Source organism: Acinetobacter sp. ANC_7635 (genome assembly GCF_056779945.1).
Genome location: NZ_JBWYIS010000001.1, coordinates 750099 through 771526, shown reverse-complemented (window position 1 = coordinate 771526; position 21428 = coordinate 750099). Strand labels below are relative to the sequence as shown.

Below are 21428 nucleotides of genomic sequence, written 5' to 3'. Positions count from 1 at the left end.
ATATTTATAAAAAATGGGTAATGATATGAATGATAAATTAAGTTTTGGTTTATTCGCGATTTTATTGAGTACCATGGCATTAAGTTCTAATGCGCACAGCGCAGATTATAAATGGAAGATAAGAGGTGCGATTAGCAATATTGATCCCACATCTTCTCCAGGTAGTATTTTTAATCAAACAGCACCCGTCACAATAGATGATGCTTGGGGAGTCACTGGCACGATCTCTTATTTTTATACACCAAATATTGCATTTGATGTATTAGTCGGTTTGCCACCAGAGCATAAAATTAATGTTGCTGGTAATGAAGTCGCAAAAACAAAACATTTACCTCCAATTTTCAGTGTGCAATATCACTTCTTACCCAATGAAAAGTTACAACCTTATGTGGGTCTGGGCTTAAATTATACCTATTTTTTTAATGACCGATTATATAGTGGTGATAAGTTCGATCTCTCAGATTCTTTTGGTTGGGCTGGTCAAATAGGCGTAGATTACCAATTTAACCCTCAATGGAGTGTTGGTGCTGATATCCGATATGCGGATATCAAAACTGATGTAAAAGTAAATGGAGAAAAGGTAGGAAGTGTGGACGTAGATCCAACGGTGTATAGTTTAAATATCGGATATAGATTCTAAATATTAGGGTTTAAAAAAAAGGAGTCAATGATAAGACTCCTTTTTTATAAATATCAACAACAACCTTCAATTAGCCATTGATGATCCCAGTAACACCAGTCACGATCATATCAATGGCAATCGTACCGATAAGCAATGCAGCAACACGACCCACGATATCTACATATAAGTCGATATAATTAGAATATTTATGCTGTAAATTATCATGCAAATATTTCATTAATATCAAAAGACTACAGGTTAAGAATAAGGTCATAAAGATGACTGTGATCGTCTGCCATAAACTTAATTGAATGCCAGTGATTACAGATGCAGAGATTGTTCCTGGACCGATCATAAAAGGCATGGCGATCGTACCAGCCAAATGGTTTGGTGCTCCACGCATGACCCCAATCGTATCAGCACCTTCAAATACATAACGATAACCAATCACCAAGAAAATGATTCCACCAAAAATTTGGAAAGATTCAAATCGTGCATGAAGTACATCATTAAAAAAAGCTTCACCTGTTTTAGCAAAAATGACAAAAACCACAAAGCTAATCAAACTACCTTGGATCAGGGCCATATTAAAAACTTTTGCATCTGAATTTCGAATAATCCCAAGCATATAAATGCTCATTAAAAAGGGATTAAGCAACGAAAAAAATAGAGCAAAGGCGTTTAGACTTTCTGACATGGTCATTTTCCTTGTTTAGATGAGCTACTACTAACTAAATGTCACGATCCGGAAATTGTGGACGTTTACCTGGACTGATTCGGTTAATATGAAGGTACATCATATGACGTTCATATTTGTCCAAAATGTCGTTAATCACTTGTTCTTTGTTGTATCCGACCAAATCATTACCTTGCGAACCTTCAAACAAGTAACTTTCTAAACGATAGTAATAACGCTTTGTTCGTTTAGCACGGGTACTAAAGTTAGGGGTGTCATAACGAACGGGCCAAATCTCATATACGAAATTTTCTTCTTCATTCAAGTGAATAATGAGGTCCAAATGATAAAGCTCAGCATTATCTTCAAGAGGCTTAGTATTCACATCGACTTTGACACCTTTGGATAAAAGTTCCTGTGCCACGGCATCCATTGCAGGTTTACACACGTCATCTAACATTTTTAATGTTTGTTCATGGCTTGGGTGCAGCATTACGCGACTGAGTCGCTTTTTCCAATTGAGAATATCCACATTGCCCACGACTGGCGCAGCATTTAAGCTAGTACTGGCTTGTCTGAAATCTTCCAATCTCAAGGATTTGTACAAACCCGCCATCACAAAGAATATGACAAAGCTAAAAGGCAGACCCATGATGATGGTTGTGTTCTGTAAGGCAGTAATACCATTTGCCATCAGCATCGCCAAGGTGAGTAAACCAATGGCTATAGCCCAAAATACGCTAAGCCATCTTGGAGAGTCATGCTCAATATTGGTGAATTTTGTTGTGAAATTACCCAAAACAAGAGCGCCTGAGTCTGCAGAAGTAACGTAAAATAATAATCCTGTAATTGTTGCTATACCTGCTAAGAACGTAAAACCAGGATATTGTGCAAGTAGGTCATAGAAACCATGCGCTGGATTTTCTAAAACGGTAGTTGCGAGTTGCGCATTGCCATCAAAAATTACATTGTGAAGCGCACTATTTCCAAAGATGGATAGCCAAGTCAGTGTAAATAGTAGCGGAATAATCAACGTACCAAATACAAATTCACGAATGGTACGACCACGAGAAATACGTGCTAAAAACAGACCAACAAATGGCGACCATGCAATCCACCAAGCCCAAAAGAAAAGCGTCCAACTGTTCATCCATTCTTTAGGTTGTTCGAATGGAAAACTCATTAAACTCAATTTTGGGAATTGATTGAGGTAATCACCTAAATTTTGGATTAAGCCTGCGAGCAAGAATTCTGTATTGCCAATCAAAAGAATAAAGAGGAGTAACCCAATAGAGACATAGATATTGATTTCAGAAAGTACGCGAATCCCTTTATTCACACCTGCCGTTACTGAAATTACAGTAATGACCACCGCGATCCCGATTAGACCAGCTTGAATCCACAAATTTTCAGGTAGATCGAAAAGAACATGAAGACCATAATTGAGTTGTACGACACCAATACCACAGGTAGTCGCGATACCAAAAATTGTACCTAAGACGGCTGCTGTATCTACAGTATGACCTATAGGGCCGTTAATTTTTTTTCCAAAAATAGGGTAGAGAGCTGAACGGATCGTAAGGGGAAGGTTATAACGATAACTGAAGTAACCTAAGGCTACACCAACCAATGCATACATGCTCCAACCAGTTAAACCATAATGAAACAAGGTCCATACCATGGACTGACGTGCTGCTTCAAAGGTTTGTCCTTCACCCACAGGTGGGTTCATGTAATGCGATAAAGGTTCAGCCACGGAAAAGAACATGAGATCAATACCAATACCCGCAGAAAAGAGCATTGCAGACCAACTTAGTAAACTAAATTCAGGCTTAGAGTGTTTAGGTCCTAATTTAATTTCGCCATATCGAGAGCATGCGATAAATACAATAAAGACAAAATAGAGTGTCGCAGCCAACAGGTAATACCAACTAAAGGTTCTGCTTACCCAATTGAGGGTTTGTGTAATGACGTTATTAGCAGCTTCATTAAACAAAATTGTGGTGATCGAAAACAAAAGTATCAATGATGCTGATACATAGAACACGACCTTATTCAAACTATCCTGCGTTTGATCATTTTTGTTATGCATAAATTCGTGACCATTCAATGTGTAATGAAATGATCTACAGCGCAGTTCGATTTATATCCTGATAGAAGCTTGCTTGATCCACAATTACAAACTTTTGCAAATACAAAACAAACTGAGCTGTACATCATGGAAGTAATAGCACTATAATTTTTATTGATTGAACGTTCAATTAAAAAAACGTTTACTAATGTTACAGCGTTCTTATTGATAAACGCTAATTATAATCTCCTGTAAGTTTAGGTCATCTTATGCCAAAAGTTGGTATGCAACCCATTCGTCGTCAACAATTGATTGATGCCACTCTCTCCACTGTAAATGAGCTCGGTTTTGCTGATGCATCCATTCAACAGATCGCGCAAAGAGCAGGTGTCTCCACGGGTATTATTAGTCATTATTTTGGTGGCAAGAATGGATTGATTGAGGCAACCATGCGCTATTTACTACAGCAACTTGGAGAAAGTGTAAGGGATCTAAAATCAGAGGTTGGACATTCTCCAGAAGATCGTTTAATGGCGATTGTTAAAGCGAATTTTGCTACTCCTCAGACCAATCAAGCCGCGATGAAAGTATGGCTAGCGTTTTGGGCTATTAGTTTGCATCAACCCGATCTACACCGATTACAGCAAGTGAATCACTGTCGTCTACATTCAAATTTAAAACATGAGTTTTTAAAACGTTTAAGCCCCCTAAAAGCTGAGCAAGCAGCTCAAGGGTTGGCTGCATTAATTGATGGGTTCTGGTTAAGGGGCGCATTAACAAGAATTGAGATTGATACTGATCTTTCTATCCGTCTTTGCCATGCCTTTATCCAGCAGCAACTTACACAATAATTTTTAATATTTACTATATCTGAGGCTAATCGTATGAATAAATTCCCATTACAACGTCCTTATATTCATGGACAATTCGTCGATGCTCAATCAGGTCAAACTTTTGATTCGATTAATCCAGCCACGGGGCAAGTTCTCGCGACCATTCAAGCATGTTCTCAACAGGATGTGGATCAAGCCATTCTATCTGCCAAACAAGGACAGAAAGTTTGGGCTGAAATGACTTATATGCAGCGTTCAAGAATTTTAAATAAAGCTGTAGCTATTTTACGTGAAAGAAATGATGAACTTGCCACCATTGAGTCCTTAGATAGTGGGAAAGCCTATAGTGAAACATCGACTGTAGATATTGTGACAGGTGCTGATGTACTCGAATACTACGCTGGAATTTTACCTGTACTCGAGGGTCAACAGATTCCTTTAAGAACAGATTCATTTGTCTATACACGCCGTGAACCTTTGGGAATTGTAGCTGGTATAGGAGCATGGAATTATCCAATTCAAATTGCCTTATGGAAGTCAGCACCTGCTTTGGCGGCGGGGAATGCAATGATTTTCAAAGCCAGCGAGATTACCCCATTAACAGCCTTTAAATTGGCAGAAATTTATACCGAAGCTGGAGTGCCAGATGGGGTATTCAATGTTGTAACAGGGGGCGGTGATATTGGTGCCTATTTAAGCCAGCATGTAGATATTGCGAAAATTTCATTTACTGGTGGTGTGAGCACTGGAAAAAAAGTGATGGCTCAAGCTGCTGAATCGAGTCTTAAAGAGGTCACGATGGAGTTGGGTGGGAAGTCACCATTAATTATTTGTGAAGATGCTGATTTAGACTTAGCTGCAGATATTGCAATGATGGCAAATTTCTATAGTTCTGGACAGGTATGTACGAATGGGACACGAGTGTTTATTCCAGAATCATTACAACTAAAATTTGAAGAAAAGCTATTAGAACGTATTCCTTATATCCGCTTAGGTAATCCGCTCGATTCAGAAACAAATTTTGGACCATTATCTAGCTTTGCGCATATGAATAAAATTTTGGCATTCATCGATTCTGCTAAAAGCGAGGGAGCACGTTTAGTGTGTGGTGGTTCTAGAGCAACAGATGATCATTTAAAAAATGGTGCTTTTGTACTGCCTACAATCTTCAGTGATTGTCGAGATGAGATGACCATTGTTCAAGAGGAAATCTTCGGTCCTGTGATGAGTATTTTGACATATACATCAGAAGAAGAAGTGATTCGTCGCGCTAATAATACTTCTTATGGATTGGCTGCTGGCGTGGTTACCCCTGATATTGTCAAAGCACATCGAATCATCCACCAAATTGAAGCAGGTATATGTTGGATCAATACGTGGGGTGAATCGCCAGCTGAAATGCCAGTCGGTGGCTATAAGCATTCTGGTGTAGGAAGAGAGAATGGTTTAACGACTTTACAACACTACACGCAAATCAAATCGGTACAAGTGGAATTAAGTCCATTTCAATCTGTATTTAAAGCCTAAGGAGAACACTATGACATATGATTACATTATCATAGGTGCAGGTTCTGCTGGGAATGTACTTGCAGCGAGACTCACCGAAGATCCAGATATTAAAGTTCTGCTCCTTGAAGCGGGTGGCCCTGACTACCGTTTAGATTTTAGAACTCAAATGCCTGCTGCTTTGGCTTATCCTTTACAAGGTCGACGTTATAATTGGGCATATTTGACCGATCCAGAACCACATATGAATAACCGCCGTATGGAATGTGGACGTGGTAAAGGTTTAGGTGGTTCATCATTAATTAACGGTATGTGTTATATCCGTGGGAATGCCATGGATTTAGAGCAATGGTCTCAAATAAAAGGACTCAGTCATTGGCGTTATGCTGAATGTTTACCTTACTATAAAAAAGCAGAGTCTAGAGATATTGGTGCAAATGAATATCACGGTGATCAAGGCCCAGTTAGTGTTGCTACGCCAAAGTCAGACAATAATGAGTTATTTCATGCAATGGTTGAAGCGGGTGTGCAAGCTGGATATCCACGTACGGATGATTTAAATGGATACCAACAAGAAGGCTTTGGTCCAATGGATCGTACGGTGACACCTCAAGGCAGACGTTCCAGTACCGCTCGTGGCTATTTAGATATAGCTAAAGGTCGTCAGAATCTAACGATTATTACGCATGCCACAACCAATCGAATCTTATTTGAAAAAAAACAAGCTATCGGTATTGAATACATTCTTGGTCAAGATGCAACAAATTTACACAAGGTCTATGCTGAGCGAGAAGTATTGCTGTGCGCAGGTGCTATTGCATCACCTCAAATTTTACAGCGTTCAGGGGTAGGAGCTAAGTCATTATTAGAGTCACTGGATGTAAAGGTTGTGCAAGATTTACCGGGAGTGGGTGAAAATTTGCAAGATCATTTAGAAATGTATCTTCAATACCAATGTAAGAAGCCCGTCAGTCTTTACCCTGCATTAAAATGGTATAACCAACCTAAAATTGGCGCTGAATGGCTGTTTTTGGGTAAAGGAATTGGTGCAAGCAATCAGTTTGAAGCAGGTGGATTCATTCGCTCTAGTGATGAGTTTGAGTGGCCGAATCTCCAGTATCACTTTTTACCAATTGCAATTAACTACAATGGTACCAATGCAATCAATGAACATGGTTTTCAAGCACATGTTGGATCTATGCGATCGCCGTCAAGAGGAAGAATTCGCTTAACCTCGAAAAATCCTTTTGATCATCCGAGCATTTTATTTAACTACATGAGCACTGAACAAGATTGGCGCGAATTCCGTGATGCAGTGAGAATTACACGAGAAATTATGCATCAGCCTGCATTAGATCAGTATCGAGGTAGAGAAATTAGTCCAGGTTCAGCATTAAAAACAGATCAGCAAATTGATGAATTTGTAAAAAATCATGCAGAAACAGCGTATCATCCTTCGTGTAGCTGTAAAATGGGCGAAGATGATTTAGCTGTTGTGGATGGTTACGGTCGTGTCCATGAAATAGATGGGTTGCGAGTGGTCGATGCTTCTATCATGCCGCTGATTATTACTGGTAACCTCAATGCAACGACGATCATGATGGCCGAGAAGATTGCAGATCACATTCGTAATCGACCTGCTTTAACCCCTTCAGATGCACCATTTTATCGTGCAGAAACTTCACCTTCATTTTCTTAATTATAAATTTTATGATGATTAAAACGACTCAAGCAGTGCTGTTGAGCACTGCTAGCTTTATTATTTTACCCAGTTATGCAAATTCTACGAATCAAGAAACAAATTCACCAATTCAATTTGATGGATATGTCACATTAACCTCCAATTACATTTCACGTGGTTTAACAAATGCACCAGAAAATGATGACCTCGCAATTCAAACAGGTCTAAACCTCAGTTATAACAACTTCTATGTCGGGTATTGGGGTTCTACACTAGGCTACTCTTATGCTGAACTTCAAGGTGATAAGCGCCGTAAAACTGATAAATTAGAGCACGACTTTATTGTCGGCTACAGTTTTGATACTGGTAGGACAAATTGGAATATTTGGAATGCCACTTATTTCTATCCGAACGCGTCAAATACAACTTCCAATGAAATGGGGGTAACTGCCACACACCAACTCAATGATAAAAACTCTTTATCAACCAGTTTATCTGCATATACATATGATGTCGTGTATGCAAACCAAGGGGATACTTATCTAAACGTAATATATACCCACCAACTCAATGATAAATTATCTGCTACAGCAAGTGCTGCAGCGAGCTATTTTAATGATAATGGGAAATATGAAGGTCTAGAGCTCGGTGATACAAAACGAGAATTTGCTTATCGCTTCTCATCTATCGGGCTAGATTATGCCTTGACACCAGAACTCGGATTGAGTGGACAATATATTTTTGGTGGTAAGAACCGCTATAACGAAAAACAGAAAAATTTAGGTGTAGTGGCTTTCACCTATAGTTTCTAATTTAAGAAAATCTTCAAATGCTTAGGCTTAAATTTTGAATACCAAAATAGCCTAAGCAAAAGTGTAATTTAAAAATTATACTCATTAATAAATAAAATCTCGACACATAAAAGATTGTTAAAAAAACCTATCAACTTAGTATTTATTTAATGAGTAATATAAGTGAGGATTGACCAAAATAAGGTTATGAATGTCACGAGGAGAGTAAAATTTTACGCAAAATTTTTCAAGAATCTATTTAGAAATAGTTGTTGTGAAAAAAGTTCACTAAGGTTTTTTGAGGTTACATAGATGACTATACTCGAGTACTCAATCATTTCAGCCAAATTCATAAATCAACTAGATACTCATAACTTATAACTAGTGAAGGGCAATGCATTGAAAAATAGAACTATGAATGTTCATATTAAACATAAGGTTAGAATTTGATTCTCTCCAATATTAAAAAAGGGCTTTTGATTTCTATCTTCAGAAATAAACAACTAAACGTCTAATCTCATTTATTAAGTTTTAATATTTTGAAGAATATTTTTCTCATCCTTAACGGCGCTATCGGAAAAATAGCAAAGATTTATGAAGAATATTTTTAATTGTTTTTATTTTATTGCTGTCATCAATATTACAAATATACCTTAGACAATATCTCCCTAAAATCATTGAACTTATTTCGCTTTTTGAGCCAGTATTAAGAATGCTTTTAACCTGAGTGAGCTGGCTTATCTATGAGTAAAATCTCTAATTTAGATATCTAATTTTACTAAAATTAGTACGAGTCACTCAAAGAAAGCAAAAAAATTAAAATTTCAGCATTAAAATTCAGAGCTTTGAATGCTAAAGCTCTGAATTTAATAAGTTAACGTGTAATTTTCCAGGTTTGATATAAATTATTGCTTTGACATCCAATCATTTGTAGGCGTGCCATACTATTTGCACCATCAGCGGCATCAAGGCATAGACCTGTTTTTAAGTTGATATATTGGCTTGTGTGGCGACTATACATCCATCGTTGACTACTATCATTATTGCACGGCGCAACTTTAACGAAATTATCTTTAACATCGCCCATCAAACACGCATCCCGATGAGTTAAATATAAGCGATGGGTGTGATCCGTACTCAGACGTTGATTACCGTTGTTGAGATCACATGAATACAATCCCATTTGTTGACCACCATTCAAGCTATCTGCACAAAAACCTCGTGCACCATTTTTCAAAATGAAAGGTTTTTGCTGGGTATAATTGGCATTATTCACAGTAGAAATACAAGTAGAATCATCCGTGCAATGCGCTGATGCCACTTGTACACAGTTTCCATAAGTTTTAGTCGTTTGTGATTTAGACTTGATTGAAGAATTTGCTATTGCAGGATAGGTCGCAGAAACAGATGTATGAACATCAGCACAGCTGTTATAGCCATAAATGCCATTGGCTTGTTTGTGTTGTCTGAAATTTTCGGTAAATGTAGTTAGGCTGTCAAAACCACCCCAAGATTGTGGCACATTGATTTTTGCAATTTCAAGTTGTTTACCAGTACTCATGTCTTTAACAAAGGTTGAGACTGTACTGTCATTATTTTTCACTATCTTAAAATTATATTTCGTTCCTTCCTTCCATTCATAAGGTAAGTCACATTGAACGCCATCACCTTCGTGATCGAATTGTCTGCAATACGCAGGGTATCCTGTTTTCCAAGATGTCGCTTTCCAGATTGAGAAATTTAAATATTTCTGATCATTGCTTCGTTGTTGCAATCCAACATAGCCACCATCTCCATGCTTGATAGAAAATTGATTGGCCCAAAATGTATTACCATCATTTCCTGGCTCATTGGTAATGATGATTTGATTTTCAAGTATTGCAAAGCCGTTAGCAGGAATATTGTTCCAATGGTAGTCAGTAGAAACCATTCCGCCTGCAACCACGGCATACGTATTCGAAACTCCAAGTAACAGAGAAGTACTTAAAGTGGTACGAATAATAAGATTGATTAAATTCATTGTTATATGCTCATATGATTATAAAAATTAAGACATAGATTCTTTAGTTTTACTTATGATTCTACAGTGATCAATACAATTTAGAATCACTATAAATAAATTTTATTAAAGTTTAACTAAACATTAAACATGTTGAAATGTTATAACATAACAATTATGATTTAGTTACATCAAAAATCAAGATCATTCATTGATTGCAATAAGCGATCAAATGATGTGGTTGAACATGAAAACGAGTAACTCACCATGAATATTGATTCTTCACAACCGTATAAATTACCTGTCACTGTGCTATCTGGATTTCTTGGTGCAGGAAAAACCACACTTTTAAATCATATTTTAAATAATAGAGAAGGAAAACGTGTCGCAGTAATTGTGAACGATATGTCAGAAGTCAATATTGATGCTGCTTTAGTCAGAGAAGGTGGGGCGGAATTATCACGAACGGAAGAAAAACTCGTTGAAATGAGTAATGGATGTATTTGCTGTACTTTGAGAGAAGATTTATTAGTAGAAGTAAGACGATTAGCGGAAGAGAAAAAATTTGATCAACTCGTCATTGAATCTACCGGAATATCAGAGCCTCTACCTGTAGCCGAAACATTTACGTTTGAAGATGAAGACGGCGTATCTCTAAATGAGTACGCTCGTTTAGATACCATGGTGACCGTAGTCGATGCATTCAATTTTTTACGTGATTATCGTTCATATGATCTTCTTCATGATCGTGGCGAATCACTTGGAGAATTTGACCAACGTACTGTTGTGGATTTATTGATAGATCAAATCGAATTTTGTGATGTTATTATTCTAAACAAAACTGATTTAATCGATGAGCATCAGAAGTCCCAGCTTTATGCGATTCTCAAAAAGCTTAACCCTAGAGCAAAAATTGAGTCATCTACATTTGGTCAGGTTGAACTCGATAAAATACTCAACACAGAGCTTTTTAATTTTGATGAAGCCTCACAAGCACCTGGTTGGTTAAGAGAGTTGAGAGGAGAGCATAAGCCTGAAACTGAAGAATATGGAATCGAAAGTTTCGTATACAGAGCAAGAAGACCCTTTCACCCACAACGTTTTTACAATTTTATTCATTCAGAATGGAAAGGTGTTATACGCTCAAAAGGATTTTTTTGGCTTGCTGCGGAACCAACAATGGCTATGTCTTGGTCACAAGCTGGAGGTATGGCTCGGCATGGTCAAGCAGGATATTGGTGGGCTTCGGTACCACAAGAGGAATGGCCACAAGATACGCAATCTATTCAGGAAATTGAATCGAGTTGGCATCCAGAAACGGGTGATGCCAGACAGGAAATTGTTTTAATTGGACAAGAGATGGATAAAGAGCAATTAATCCAAAATTTTGATCAATGTTTACTTACTGATTCGGAGATGAGTTTAGGACCAATCGTTTGGTGTAATTTCTTTAATCCATTTGAAGCTGAAAAAGAATTACTCGCCTAAATTGAGCAAGGAATTCCTTAACAAATTAAGAGTAATCTGAGTTCTCCTGCATTTTCTTTTGGAGCACGGTGAACACAAGGAAGTACTTTCTGATCAGGATGATCTACAGCCAAACGCCAGAGATGACCGATTCCTAAATTTAAAGGTGTTGCACCATTTTTAGGTTGATAGTGAAGATCCATATAGGTCTCTTTAAGAAAATCCTCAAACTCATGGTCTTCGCCATCAAACAATGATTTAATTTTTTGACGGATTTCTGGAATATGAATTTTTTGTTCAACCTCATCATTGGAAATAATATCGCTAGCCGCCCCGTAATAGGTACATAGATATGTATCCGTTGCTAATGGCGATCGATCTACATGAAAAGAATATACATCAGTGCTGATAAAATCCAATTCTTCATCACGCTGATATTCTTTGATTAAGTTTAAAGACGGCGATGCACCCAATTCGGTGAGCAACATTATATCATTAATAATAACGTCTCTCGCTTTGCTTGCAGAGTCTGAAAGTTTGAGTTGCTCTAATTGTGCGATGGAAATTTCAGTAATATCTTCTATGAGTGTAAGTTTTTCAACGATTTCTTTGAAATTGTAATCTAAATGCCTATACCAACATAAAGCATTGACATGGTCTTCAAAAACTTCATTCGCTAATGCTTGGAAAGTATTCACCAATTTGGCTTGAGGATATGAGTGAATGAGTTCGAGCATATGATCTAAAACTTTTTAAAAACATATTATAGCTTTTAGCTCTAGACTTGATAAGACTGGATTTAGATGATTGATCGTCGTTCAATGTAGTAGGAGAGTGGGGCTTCCACCCATAACTACACGATGTGAACAAAAACGATAGATACTCATTAAGGCTATTCTACAATTGGGTATAAAAAGTTAAACATATCTTAAGTTTTTTGTTGGCTAGAATTTCTGTTTAGCTTTTTGACGGAGAACATACAAATATAAGCTTTCTACTTTTTCACGTGCCCATGGTGTAGTCCGCAGGAATCGTAAAGATGATTTAACACTTGGATCGATGCAAAAACAACGAATTTCAATTTTACGACTTAATCCTTCAAATCCTCCGTAGTAATCCAATAACTCATCTAAAATGTCAGCGAGTTTTTTGCCATGTAAAGGGTCATTGGATGTGTTCATAATTGATCAACTAAATTGTGTAAGATGAGCATTATAACCTGAGCTAGACAAAAATTGAGAACGTTGCTTTCTATACTCAATGGTCCATCAAAAATGACAGATTGTGTTTTGGTTTTTCATTTAGTCGCTAATATCGTTACTTAATATAGCCTCACCCATGCCAGGATGTTTGTAAACCTACTAAATCTACAAAAAGATAATTTAAATATACGACAATGTTTTAAGTTTCTAATTATAAAGATAATTCAGTAATTTAAAAATTGAATAAAAAAATAACCAGTTCGTGTAAAAACACAGATACTCATAGTTTGACTGCGAAAGAAGGACTTCAACCCCCGATTTATAATATGCGGGTAATAAATTCACAATAGGCATCTTAACAATGAGCTTTCACAAGATTTAAAGGTCATAGACACGCAGACCTGCGTTAGGCTTAGACAAATACGCAAGTTTAGTAGCGGTCTAATTTCTGCATAACTTATATTATGTTTCTTGGGATACACTTGACGGGAAGATTATTTATTATCGAAACCGTCAAGTGCAGCACCAACTGCAAGTAATGTTTAGGGTGCTGTCCCTAGATATCCTATTTAACATAAAATGAAGTTGCGACTTCAGAATGACTACTTATCAATAATTTCCAAAATTTGCTCTTTTGATAACTCATATTCTTTATCGAATTTTTCCCACTTTTGTAGCATTTCTTGGTATTTACGAATCATTGGGCAGTGTGAATTTAAGTTACCTTTTTCAATAACTTCACAAAAGCGACCATCTTCACTAAGTGCTTCCGCAAAATACATCAGTGAACCTTCATTATTACCATCAAAACCTTTAAAAATAACATCTTTTTCTTTTATATCACTCTTATCATCTAATTCTTCATAGCTAGATAAAAGTGCTCTATGCAATGAGAGTACGTTTACAACAAATTCAGCATTTTCATTGTCTAAGTCATCATCAATATATTCGAAAATTTGTTCATATAGCCATTTGTGACCATCTCTTAACTGTTTTGCAGTTCTAAGAAATTTTACAGTGTCATACTCATTATCAGTTTGTTGGCTCAAAATTTCATATTGATTCGCAAGAATTAGACGTTCTACATTTGTTAACGTTGTTGATCTTGACATTTTTTTGTCCTATGGGGTAATTATTAAATGTATATTAGTGTTTTTTATTTATTTTTCTAATTTTTATTTATTTATTTTTGAGTTTTTATGGATACTGCATTTGATAAAGATGGTCACCTTGTTAACGGTGAAGATTTATGGGAATTGAATGGTGATGTTGATAGGGATGGTTATTATTGTATTGGATGTGGTGTGAATGTTACACCTGCATCATACGATAAAGAGTTTAATGTTCAGCGACCGCATTTCAGAGAACATCGTAGCCATCCTCATAAAATTGATTGTGATGTAATTGGTGAAAAAGAATCTAAAAGTAATGGTAGAAAACGAAAAGTTTTTAATCCGAATGAAACTTTGCCAAGTTTCATTCCCACAATTTTAAAGCTCATAGATACTAATTCTAAAACAGATGGAACAGGAATAAGCAATTCTCAAAATATTTCTTCTGGTGTGGAAAAGGGAATTGATTCAGAAAATGAAAGAGTTGTTAGGCGGTCAGGAGGGGTAGTACAGTCTATACGTAGACTATGTTCTGTATATATAGACTATCCTTTTGATCGTGAAATACCATTAAAAATACCTAATAATGAATTATCGACTTATAAGGATTTATTCAAAAAAATACCTAGTGATTTTAAAATAGCTGATACCTCAAAAATACTTATGTGTCAGATGCGTTTTACTAGATTAGAAGTTACAGAAAATGAAATACGTATTGAGTTATCTCAAGGTTTTTGGAGTTATGATGATAAAATACAGAAAAAACGTGTAACTAAACATTCATTTCTAATTATTGATATTAGTAATTGGAGTAAAAATAGAAAAACAGTTATTACTAAAGAGTTAGATTTTGTCCGTCGTGAAGGGATCAACGCTTATAGTAAGAATAATAAAACGAAACTAAAAAGTTGGGTATTTTTTATTGGCTCTCAAGATTTAGATGATCCTAGTATTTATCGTGTCAGTGATCATCGACTTATTTGTGCTATGTCTGCTGACAATATAATATAAAAAAAGAGTCCACATTATCTAATAGTGGGCGCTAGTCTTAAATTTAGAATAAAAAGGGCTGTTAATCCTCTTAACCCAAAACTTATTATTGGTATTTTACAGCTTCTTTTGGCTTTAGATTCTTCAAGTAATATTTAATCAGAGCATGTATTACATCTGATTCTTTCATCAAAACTTATTTCTCAATGACGAATTTCATCGAAGATTCTTTAATGCCGAATGCTTAGCCATCACAAACTATATAAACCAATGTTAAGGGTTGTTGTTCCAGATATTCTATTTAACATAATATACATTATGCGAAATTATGGAGAATCAATCTCTGGTCAATCGACAAATCAATATTTCATGTGTATACATATGCTTAGTCAATTTTAAAGAAAATCGATTATGGATAATCAAAAAAGAATTCATGCTTTCACGGATGATATATTAGGTACAAGTGATGCGATTGAGCTCTCAAACAGAATTCAATCTAAAGACATCTCAATTGATGAAGTTTTAAGAGCTACGATTGAACGCGCAAAATTCGTAAATCCTCTGCTAAATGCAATTGAATTCGAAAACTTCGAACAATTACTTAAATCGCCTACTTTTAAACCAAATCAGATTTTTTCTGCAATCCCTACATTTATTAAGGATAATTTGGATCTTATTGGTTTTCCTACGCAACAAGGATCAACATCGTTCAAATCCAAGGAAAAGATCAAAAACTCTAAAATTACTCAACAAATGTTAGATACAGGCTTAATTGCACTGGGTAAATCCAAAATGCCTGAATTTGGCTTAAATGCTTCAACAGAATTTAAGTCTGGGGATTACACACGCAATCCTTGGCATACTGATTATTCGTGTGGAGCTTCTTCAGGTGGAGCTGCGGCACTCGTTGCATCAGGCGTAGTACCAATTGCACATGCAAATGATGGTGGTGGTTCGATACGAATTCCTGCAGCAAATTGCGGTTTAGTCGGTTTAAAGCCGACACGTGGTCGTTGGCATCCAAATGAAGGTTCGCAGTATTTACCAATTGACCTTGTTTCAGATGGTGTTTTAACACGTTCTGTGCGTGATACCGCGTTTTTCTTTGCTGAAATGGAAAAACAATATAAGCCAAAAAAATTAACCGAAATTGGCTTAATCCAGCATCCATCCAGCAAACCTTTACGGATTGGTCTTGTTTATGATTCATTGCAAACCAATACTGATGCTGAGACGCGTCAAACTGTTGAGTCTACTGCTCAATTACTCAGGAATTTAGGTCATCATATTGAAGAATTTTCACTTCCTATTTCAGATTCGTTTGTAGATGATTTCAGCCACTATTGGGGTTTTTTATCATTTATGATTCAACAGTTTGGAAAACCGCTACTTGGCAAAGATTTTAACGTGAATGAGTTAGATCATCTAACAGTTGGGCTTGCAAACTTGTACAAGAAAAATTTCTATAAAACCCCTTTATTTTTATACCGTTTAAAGCAAATCCAGCGCATCTATCAACAAATCTTCCAACAATATGATGTCATCCTTTCGCCAGTTTTAGCGCATGTTTCGCCTCAAATTGGATATCTTTCACCTCAACTCGAATTTGATGTTTTATTTGAGCGTTTAAGGAATTATGTGGCATTCACACCTATTCAAAATATCGCTGGAGCGCCTGCGATATCATTACCAATGGGTATGACCAAATTAGATTCAAGACCGATAGGTATTCAGCTTTCTGCTGATTTGGGACAAGAACGTTTACTGATAGATCTCGCTTATCAGCTTGAACAGATACAACCTTTTAAAAAAATATACGATTAAATTCATACACTAAGGATCATTAATCAAATTCTTGATGATCCTTATCAACAATACTCAGTGCTTGTTTATCACTTTTTATGCATAATATATACATAAATGTGATTTAGAGATTTGTATGGATTTAACGAAGCATTCTGTGGAACGAATCATCCCAGCTTGGAAATGGTTAAAAAAATACAATACTCAAGATTTTAAATCTGATCTCCTTGCATCTGTGATCGTACTTGCAATGCTTGTACCACAAGGCATGGCATATGCCATGATTGCAGGCTTACCTCCAATTATGGGGTTATATGCCAGTATTATCCCTATGATTGTTTATGCATTGATTGGAGGGAGTACTACCCTTTCAATTGGTCCAGTTGCATTAATCTCCATGATGACTTTTGCCACGCTACAGCCATTATATGAAGTGGGTTCACCAGTCTATATCCAAGCTGCCTATTTGCTAGCAGTAATGGTTGGCATAATTTCATTTTTATTGGGACTGTTTAGATTTGGTTTTTTGATTCGTCTCATAAGCCATCCTGTGATTAAGAGTTTTATCATTGCTTCTGCCGTCTTAATTGCGTTAGGTCAAATAAAATTTATTCTTAATATTCCATTGCAATCCAGCAATTTAATCGAATTTTTTGCAAGTTTGGCTCAATACATTTCTTTATATGATTTGGCCAGCTTATCTTTGGGTTTAGCTTCAATTTTAGCGCTCATTTATTTACCTCAATTACTTAAAATTTCAGCATTTTCAAATCATCAAAAATTAATGCAATTTGTACAAAAAGCATTACCGTTATGCTTAGTGCTATTTTCAATCTTACTGGTTCAATCCTTTAATTTAACTGCCTATGGAATTAAGACAGTAGGTGAAATTCCAAGTGGATTACCCCCTATTCAAATGCCGTACTGGACATGGGACATGGTGAAAATACTGCTTCCTGGTGCAGCAATGATCGCTATGGTGAGTTTCGTTGAATCTATTTCGATCGCGCAAGCTACGGCTTTTCAATCACGTAGCAATTTGAACAGTAATCAAGAGCTTGTTGCACTCGGTGTTGCAAATTTTGGCGCTGGAATCAGTGGCGCATTTCCTGTCACTGGTAGCTTATCACGTACAGTGGTCAATGCTGATGCTGGTGCTAAAACACCTATGGCTGGCGTTTTATCCTCCCTACTTATTATTGTGGTCAGTCTATATTTTACAAGCCTATTTGAATATTTACCTTTAGGAGTATTGGCTGCAACAATCATTGTGTCGATATGGAAACTTGTTGAAATTAAACCCTTTATAGAGGCTTGGAAATATTCCAAAGCAGATGGTTTGGCAATGGCTCTTACATTTTTAGGGGTGCTGTGTGTAGATATTACAACAGGCTTAATGGTGGGTATTATTTCAACATTTGTGTTGCTGTTATGGAGAATTAGTCGTCCACATATTGCAGTGATTGGTCTCGTTGAAGGTACGCAGCATTTTAGAAATATTTCAAGACACCAGGTTATTACCAGTAAAAGGCTCGTTTCGGTGAGAATTGATGAAAATTTGAGTTTTCTCAATGCAAACACCCTGAAGGAATTTATTATTTCAGAAGTTAGCCAACATGATGAGCTTCAACATGTTGTCATTAACTGTTCCAGTATCAGTAATATTGACTACTCAGCTTTAGAGACTCTTGAGGAAATGAATTCTGAGTTATCTAAACTCAATATTCAACTACACTTAAGCGAAGTCAAAGGTCCTGTTATGGATCGCTTAAATTCAACCAACTGGATACAACATCTGACAGGTAAAATATACCTCACTCATTTCCAAGCAGTATATGAATTAGACCCGCATTTCAGCCAAAATAAATCATCTTTTGCATAAGAATTTGATATTCTTAAGTAAGAATTATCAAAAAAAATCCAGTGATTTGATTCACTTAATTTTTATTATGAATAAGTTTTATATTTAAAATCATTTTTAAGTATAGAATACCCGACTTATTTATCCGATTTTAAGCCAGACTCGGCATTATTAGGTTCAGTTATGTTCACTGCTCTAGCACGTTTGAGTTTAGTCACCAAAATCATTATCGCCATTATTCTTGGCGTTTTGGTGGCTATATTTTTTCCTCAAGTTGCACCACAATTAAGCTTGCTGGGTGATTTATTTATTAAAGCCCTTAAATCTGTTGCACCAATTCTTGTTTTTGTTTTGGTCCTTTCTTCGATTGCAAACTTTAAAGTTGGTGATAGCAGCAGTGCGAAAATCAAACCCATTATGATGATGTATGCCGTAGGTATGTTTTTATCTGCGTTAACTGCTGTCATTGTGAGTAATCTATTTCCAAGCACTCTTTTCTTAGATGTCGCTGCGCAAGCTGATTTACAACCACCTGGCAGCTTGACTGAAATTCTTAAAAATTTATTACTCAGTTTTGTTGCGAATCCTATCGTTGCATTAAGTGAAGCAAACTTTATTGGGATTTTGGGTTGGGCTGTTGCACTGGGTATAGCATTTCGTCATGCCACAGACACCACAAAACAGTGTCTGACGGATGCTGCGAATGCCGTGAATCACGTGATTCGTCTTGTCATCAGTTTTGCACCTTTCGGTATTTTTGGACTTGTTGCGGTTACTTTTGCAGATGCAGGTCTTAAAACCTTAGCAAGTTATGCACAATTATTGTCTGTTCTATTAGGGACTATGTTCTTTGTTGCACTTGTAATTAACCCAATTATGGTGGCATTTGTTATGCGTTCAAATCCTTATCCATTGGTTATTCAATGTCTACGTGAAAGTGGGATCACCGCATTTTTCACCCGTAGTTCAGCAGCAAATATTCCGGTGAACTTGGATCTTGCCAAGCGTTTGGGCGTGAATGAATCGACAGCGAGTGTAGCAATCCCTTTGGGTGCTGCAATTAATATGGCGGGCGCATCAGTAACGATTACCGTATTAACATTAGCAGCGGTGAATACACTTGGTATTTCTGTTGACTTTACCACGATGCTTGTTCTTTCTGTTGTTGCTACAGTTTCTGCTTGCGGGGCTTCTGGTGTAGCAGGTGGTTCACTGTTATTGATTCCTGTCGCTTGTGGGCTCTTCAATATCTCACCTGATGTGGCTATGCAAGTTGTAGCCATCGGTATGGTGATCAGTGTTCTACAAGATTCAACTGAAACAGCACTCAACTCATCTACAGATGTATTGTTTACTGCTGCGGTTGATCGCGCTCCTTCAAAATAATATATTCATGGCATAAACTTTTAGAATGAAAGATATGCCATTTCAATTCCTTCCAAACTGGGTACAATTTGGGGCTTTCATGCTTGCAGTAAATGCAGGCATGATCAACGTTTTGGGTCTCATTTCTCTATTACATCAGTCAGTTTCACATATGACAGGCAATGCAAGTCTGCTTGCGATCGGTATTATTGACCATGATTTCAAAGCTGTATTTTTTCTGATTCTTATTATCCTGAGTTATGTTTTAGGCTCTAGTTTTAGCGGTCTGATATTGGGGAATAGTCAATTTAAACTCGGACGCAGATATGGTCTACCATTGAGTTTAGTGACTTTTTTTATTCTGCTCTGTTGGGTATTTATTCCCTATTATCCTCGTTATGCACTGCTATGGGCATGTTGTGCGATGGGTGTACAAAATGCCATGGTAAGTCATTATAAAGGTGCGATTATTCGCACGACTCACCTTTCTGGTGTCTTAACCGATCTTGGTTTAGCATTTGGATATTTTGTAAGAGGTCTTACAACGGAATCCAGAAAAGTTATTTTGCATTTAGTGATTTTATTTGGTTTTATTATTGGCAGTACTGTTGCGGCATTCAGCTATCCTTATTTACAATTAGAAGCGTTTTTAATTCCTGCAGGTTTAAGTTTTTTACTGACCCTGATCTATTGGATTTTATATTTCCATCATTGTTATTTTCAAAAATCGTAGTTGGTATTACTCATGGTAAAAAATGCCTTGCAAGCACAATTGCTCAAAGCTGGTTTAGTCGATCAAAAAAAGGCTAAAAAACTTTCTAAACAAGCTGTGCATGAGCAACGCACGGGTCAAAGCAATGAAGCTGAAATTAAAGCTAAAATTGAACAAGATTTAAAGCAAAAATTAGAAAAAGATCAGAATCTTAATCTTGAAATCAAACGCCAGCAAGATGAGAAAGCATTGCGTGCAGCAGTAGTGCAAATGATTGGTCAGCATAAAATCAAGGATATTGATGGTGAAATCAGCTACCAGTTCGTTGATGAAAATAAAATCAAGAAAATTTATATTAATCAACAAGTTTACAATGCACTCGTGGCAGGCACGTTAGTTATCGCCAAAGATCAAGCAGGTTATGCTGTTCTACCAAGAGCGTTATCTGAGCGGATTAATGAAAAAGTCGAAGGATTTATTATTGTGAATAATGCTGAGAAAAATGAGGCTATTACAGATGAGGAAGATCCATATGCAGCTTATGTTATTCCAGATGATTTAATGTGGTGAATTCCTCAAAAGCCTAATTTATTAGGCTTTTTTACCCTTAATGTGTGATTCAGATTGCGGTGTAGCAGCTATAAATTCACGATTAAAGATGCTTTGAAGTTATATTGCTTTTTCTAACCAACACTAGATGAATCTGTCAAATTTCGGCGCTCTTATTCTATTCTCTG

Annotated in this window: 18 protein-coding genes; 12 read left to right on the top strand and 6 right to left on the bottom strand. The window is 36.6% G+C overall.

Features of this window, described 5'->3' with window-relative positions:
* Positions 1–25: 25 nt before the first annotated feature.
* On the top strand, positions 26–640 hold the full coding sequence (locus AC1M89_RS03945) for an OmpW/AlkL family protein (protein WP_481607322.1): 615 nt from the start codon (positions 26–28) through the stop codon (positions 638–640).
* A gap of 70 nt (positions 641–710) precedes the next feature.
* On the opposite strand, the gene AC1M89_RS03940 is transcribed toward AC1M89_RS03945, so the two are convergent.
* Together AC1M89_RS03940 and AC1M89_RS03935 are read right to left on the bottom strand one after the other, a co-directional pair.
* Positions 711–1319 carry a MarC family protein gene (locus tag AC1M89_RS03940; protein ID WP_035268656.1) on the bottom strand — a complete coding sequence of 203 codons (609 nt, stop codon included), beginning with the start codon at positions 1317–1319 and terminating at the stop codon, positions 711–713.
* A gap of 34 nt (positions 1320–1353) precedes the next feature.
* The gene (locus tag AC1M89_RS03935; protein WP_481613932.1) at positions 1354–3390 is read right to left on the bottom strand and encodes a choline transporter; all 2037 of its coding nucleotides are present in this window, start codon (positions 3388–3390) and stop codon (positions 1354–1356) included.
* A gap of 248 nt (positions 3391–3638) precedes the next feature.
* On the opposite strand from AC1M89_RS03935, the gene betI reads away from it, so the two are divergent.
* From betI to AC1M89_RS03915, 4 genes are read left to right on the top strand one after another with little or no spacing between them, the layout of a single operon-like run.
* On the top strand, positions 3639–4220 hold the full coding sequence (gene betI, locus AC1M89_RS03930; protein ID WP_481613931.1) for a transcriptional regulator BetI: 582 nt from the start codon (positions 3639–3641) through the stop codon (positions 4218–4220).
* 33 nt (positions 4221–4253) lie between these two features.
* Entirely contained in the window at positions 4254–5729 is a 1476-nt protein-coding gene (gene betB / locus AC1M89_RS03925) for a betaine-aldehyde dehydrogenase (RefSeq protein ID WP_481608627.1), read from the top strand.
* A 10-nt stretch (positions 5730–5739) separates the two neighbouring features.
* Positions 5740–7407 carry a choline dehydrogenase gene (gene betA / locus AC1M89_RS03920; protein ID WP_481608626.1) on the top strand — a complete coding sequence of 556 codons (1668 nt, stop codon included), beginning with the start codon at positions 5740–5742 and terminating at the stop codon, positions 7405–7407.
* Positions 7408–7421: 14 nt separating this feature from the next.
* Positions 7422–8201, top strand: coding sequence for a TorF family putative porin (locus AC1M89_RS03915; protein ID WP_481608641.1), 780 nt, complete (start codon positions 7422–7424; stop codon positions 8199–8201).
* An 853-nt stretch (positions 8202–9054) separates the two neighbouring features.
* Here the strand turns inward: AC1M89_RS03915 and AC1M89_RS03910 are convergent.
* The gene (locus tag AC1M89_RS03910) at positions 9055–10200 is read right to left on the bottom strand and encodes an RICIN domain-containing protein (RefSeq protein ID WP_481613930.1); all 1146 of its coding nucleotides are present in this window, start codon (positions 10198–10200) and stop codon (positions 9055–9057) included.
* A 246-nt stretch (positions 10201–10446) separates the two neighbouring features.
* Here AC1M89_RS03910 and zigA point away from each other — a divergent pair, with 246 nt between their 5' ends.
* Positions 10447–11667 carry a zinc metallochaperone GTPase ZigA gene (gene zigA / locus AC1M89_RS03905; protein ID WP_481613929.1) on the top strand — a complete coding sequence of 407 codons (1221 nt, stop codon included), beginning with the start codon at positions 10447–10449 and terminating at the stop codon, positions 11665–11667.
* A gap of 17 nt (positions 11668–11684) precedes the next feature.
* On the opposite strand, the gene AC1M89_RS03900 is transcribed toward zigA, so the two are convergent.
* The 3 genes from AC1M89_RS03900 to AC1M89_RS03890 all read right to left on the bottom strand — a co-directional run bounded on the left by AC1M89_RS03900 (position 11685) and on the right by AC1M89_RS03890 (position 13960).
* Positions 11685–12383 (bottom strand): DUF1826 domain-containing protein, encoded by a 699-nt coding sequence (locus tag AC1M89_RS03900; protein ID WP_481608624.1) that lies wholly within the window; start codon positions 12381–12383, stop codon positions 11685–11687.
* Between the two features lie 207 nt (positions 12384–12590).
* Positions 12591–12827 carry a VF530 family protein gene (locus AC1M89_RS03895; protein ID WP_481592470.1) on the bottom strand — a complete coding sequence of 79 codons (237 nt, stop codon included), beginning with the start codon at positions 12825–12827 and terminating at the stop codon, positions 12591–12593.
* 623 nt (positions 12828–13450) lie between these two features.
* On the bottom strand, positions 13451–13960 hold the full coding sequence (locus AC1M89_RS03890; protein WP_481613928.1) for a YfbU family protein: 510 nt from the start codon (positions 13958–13960) through the stop codon (positions 13451–13453).
* Between the two features lie 87 nt (positions 13961–14047).
* Between AC1M89_RS03890 and AC1M89_RS03885 the strand changes: the two genes are divergently transcribed.
* The 6 genes from AC1M89_RS03885 (at position 14048) to AC1M89_RS03860 (ending at position 21261) form a co-directional block, all read left to right on the top strand.
* A complete protein-coding gene (locus AC1M89_RS03885; RefSeq protein ID WP_481608623.1) occupies positions 14048–14971 on the top strand; it encodes a hypothetical protein in 924 nt (307 codons plus the stop codon).
* Between the two features lie 390 nt (positions 14972–15361).
* A complete protein-coding gene (locus AC1M89_RS03880) occupies positions 15362–16774 on the top strand; it encodes an amidase (protein WP_481608622.1) in 1413 nt (470 codons plus the stop codon).
* A gap of 115 nt (positions 16775–16889) precedes the next feature.
* The gene (locus tag AC1M89_RS03875; RefSeq protein WP_481613927.1) at positions 16890–18635 is read left to right on the top strand and encodes a SulP family inorganic anion transporter; all 1746 of its coding nucleotides are present in this window, start codon (positions 16890–16892) and stop codon (positions 18633–18635) included.
* Positions 18636–18797: 162 nt separating this feature from the next.
* Positions 18798–20000: a serine/threonine transporter SstT gene (gene sstT, locus AC1M89_RS03870; RefSeq protein WP_035267513.1), complete on the top strand. Its 1203-nt coding sequence runs from the start codon at positions 18798–18800 to the stop codon at positions 19998–20000.
* Positions 20001–20034: 34 nt separating this feature from the next.
* Positions 20035–20712 (top strand): YoaK family protein, encoded by a 678-nt coding sequence (locus AC1M89_RS03865; protein ID WP_481608620.1) that lies wholly within the window; start codon positions 20035–20037, stop codon positions 20710–20712.
* 12 nt (positions 20713–20724) lie between these two features.
* The gene (locus AC1M89_RS03860) at positions 20725–21261 is read left to right on the top strand and encodes a DUF2058 domain-containing protein (RefSeq protein ID WP_481595267.1); all 537 of its coding nucleotides are present in this window, start codon (positions 20725–20727) and stop codon (positions 21259–21261) included.
* Positions 21262–21428: the final 167 nt, after the last annotated feature.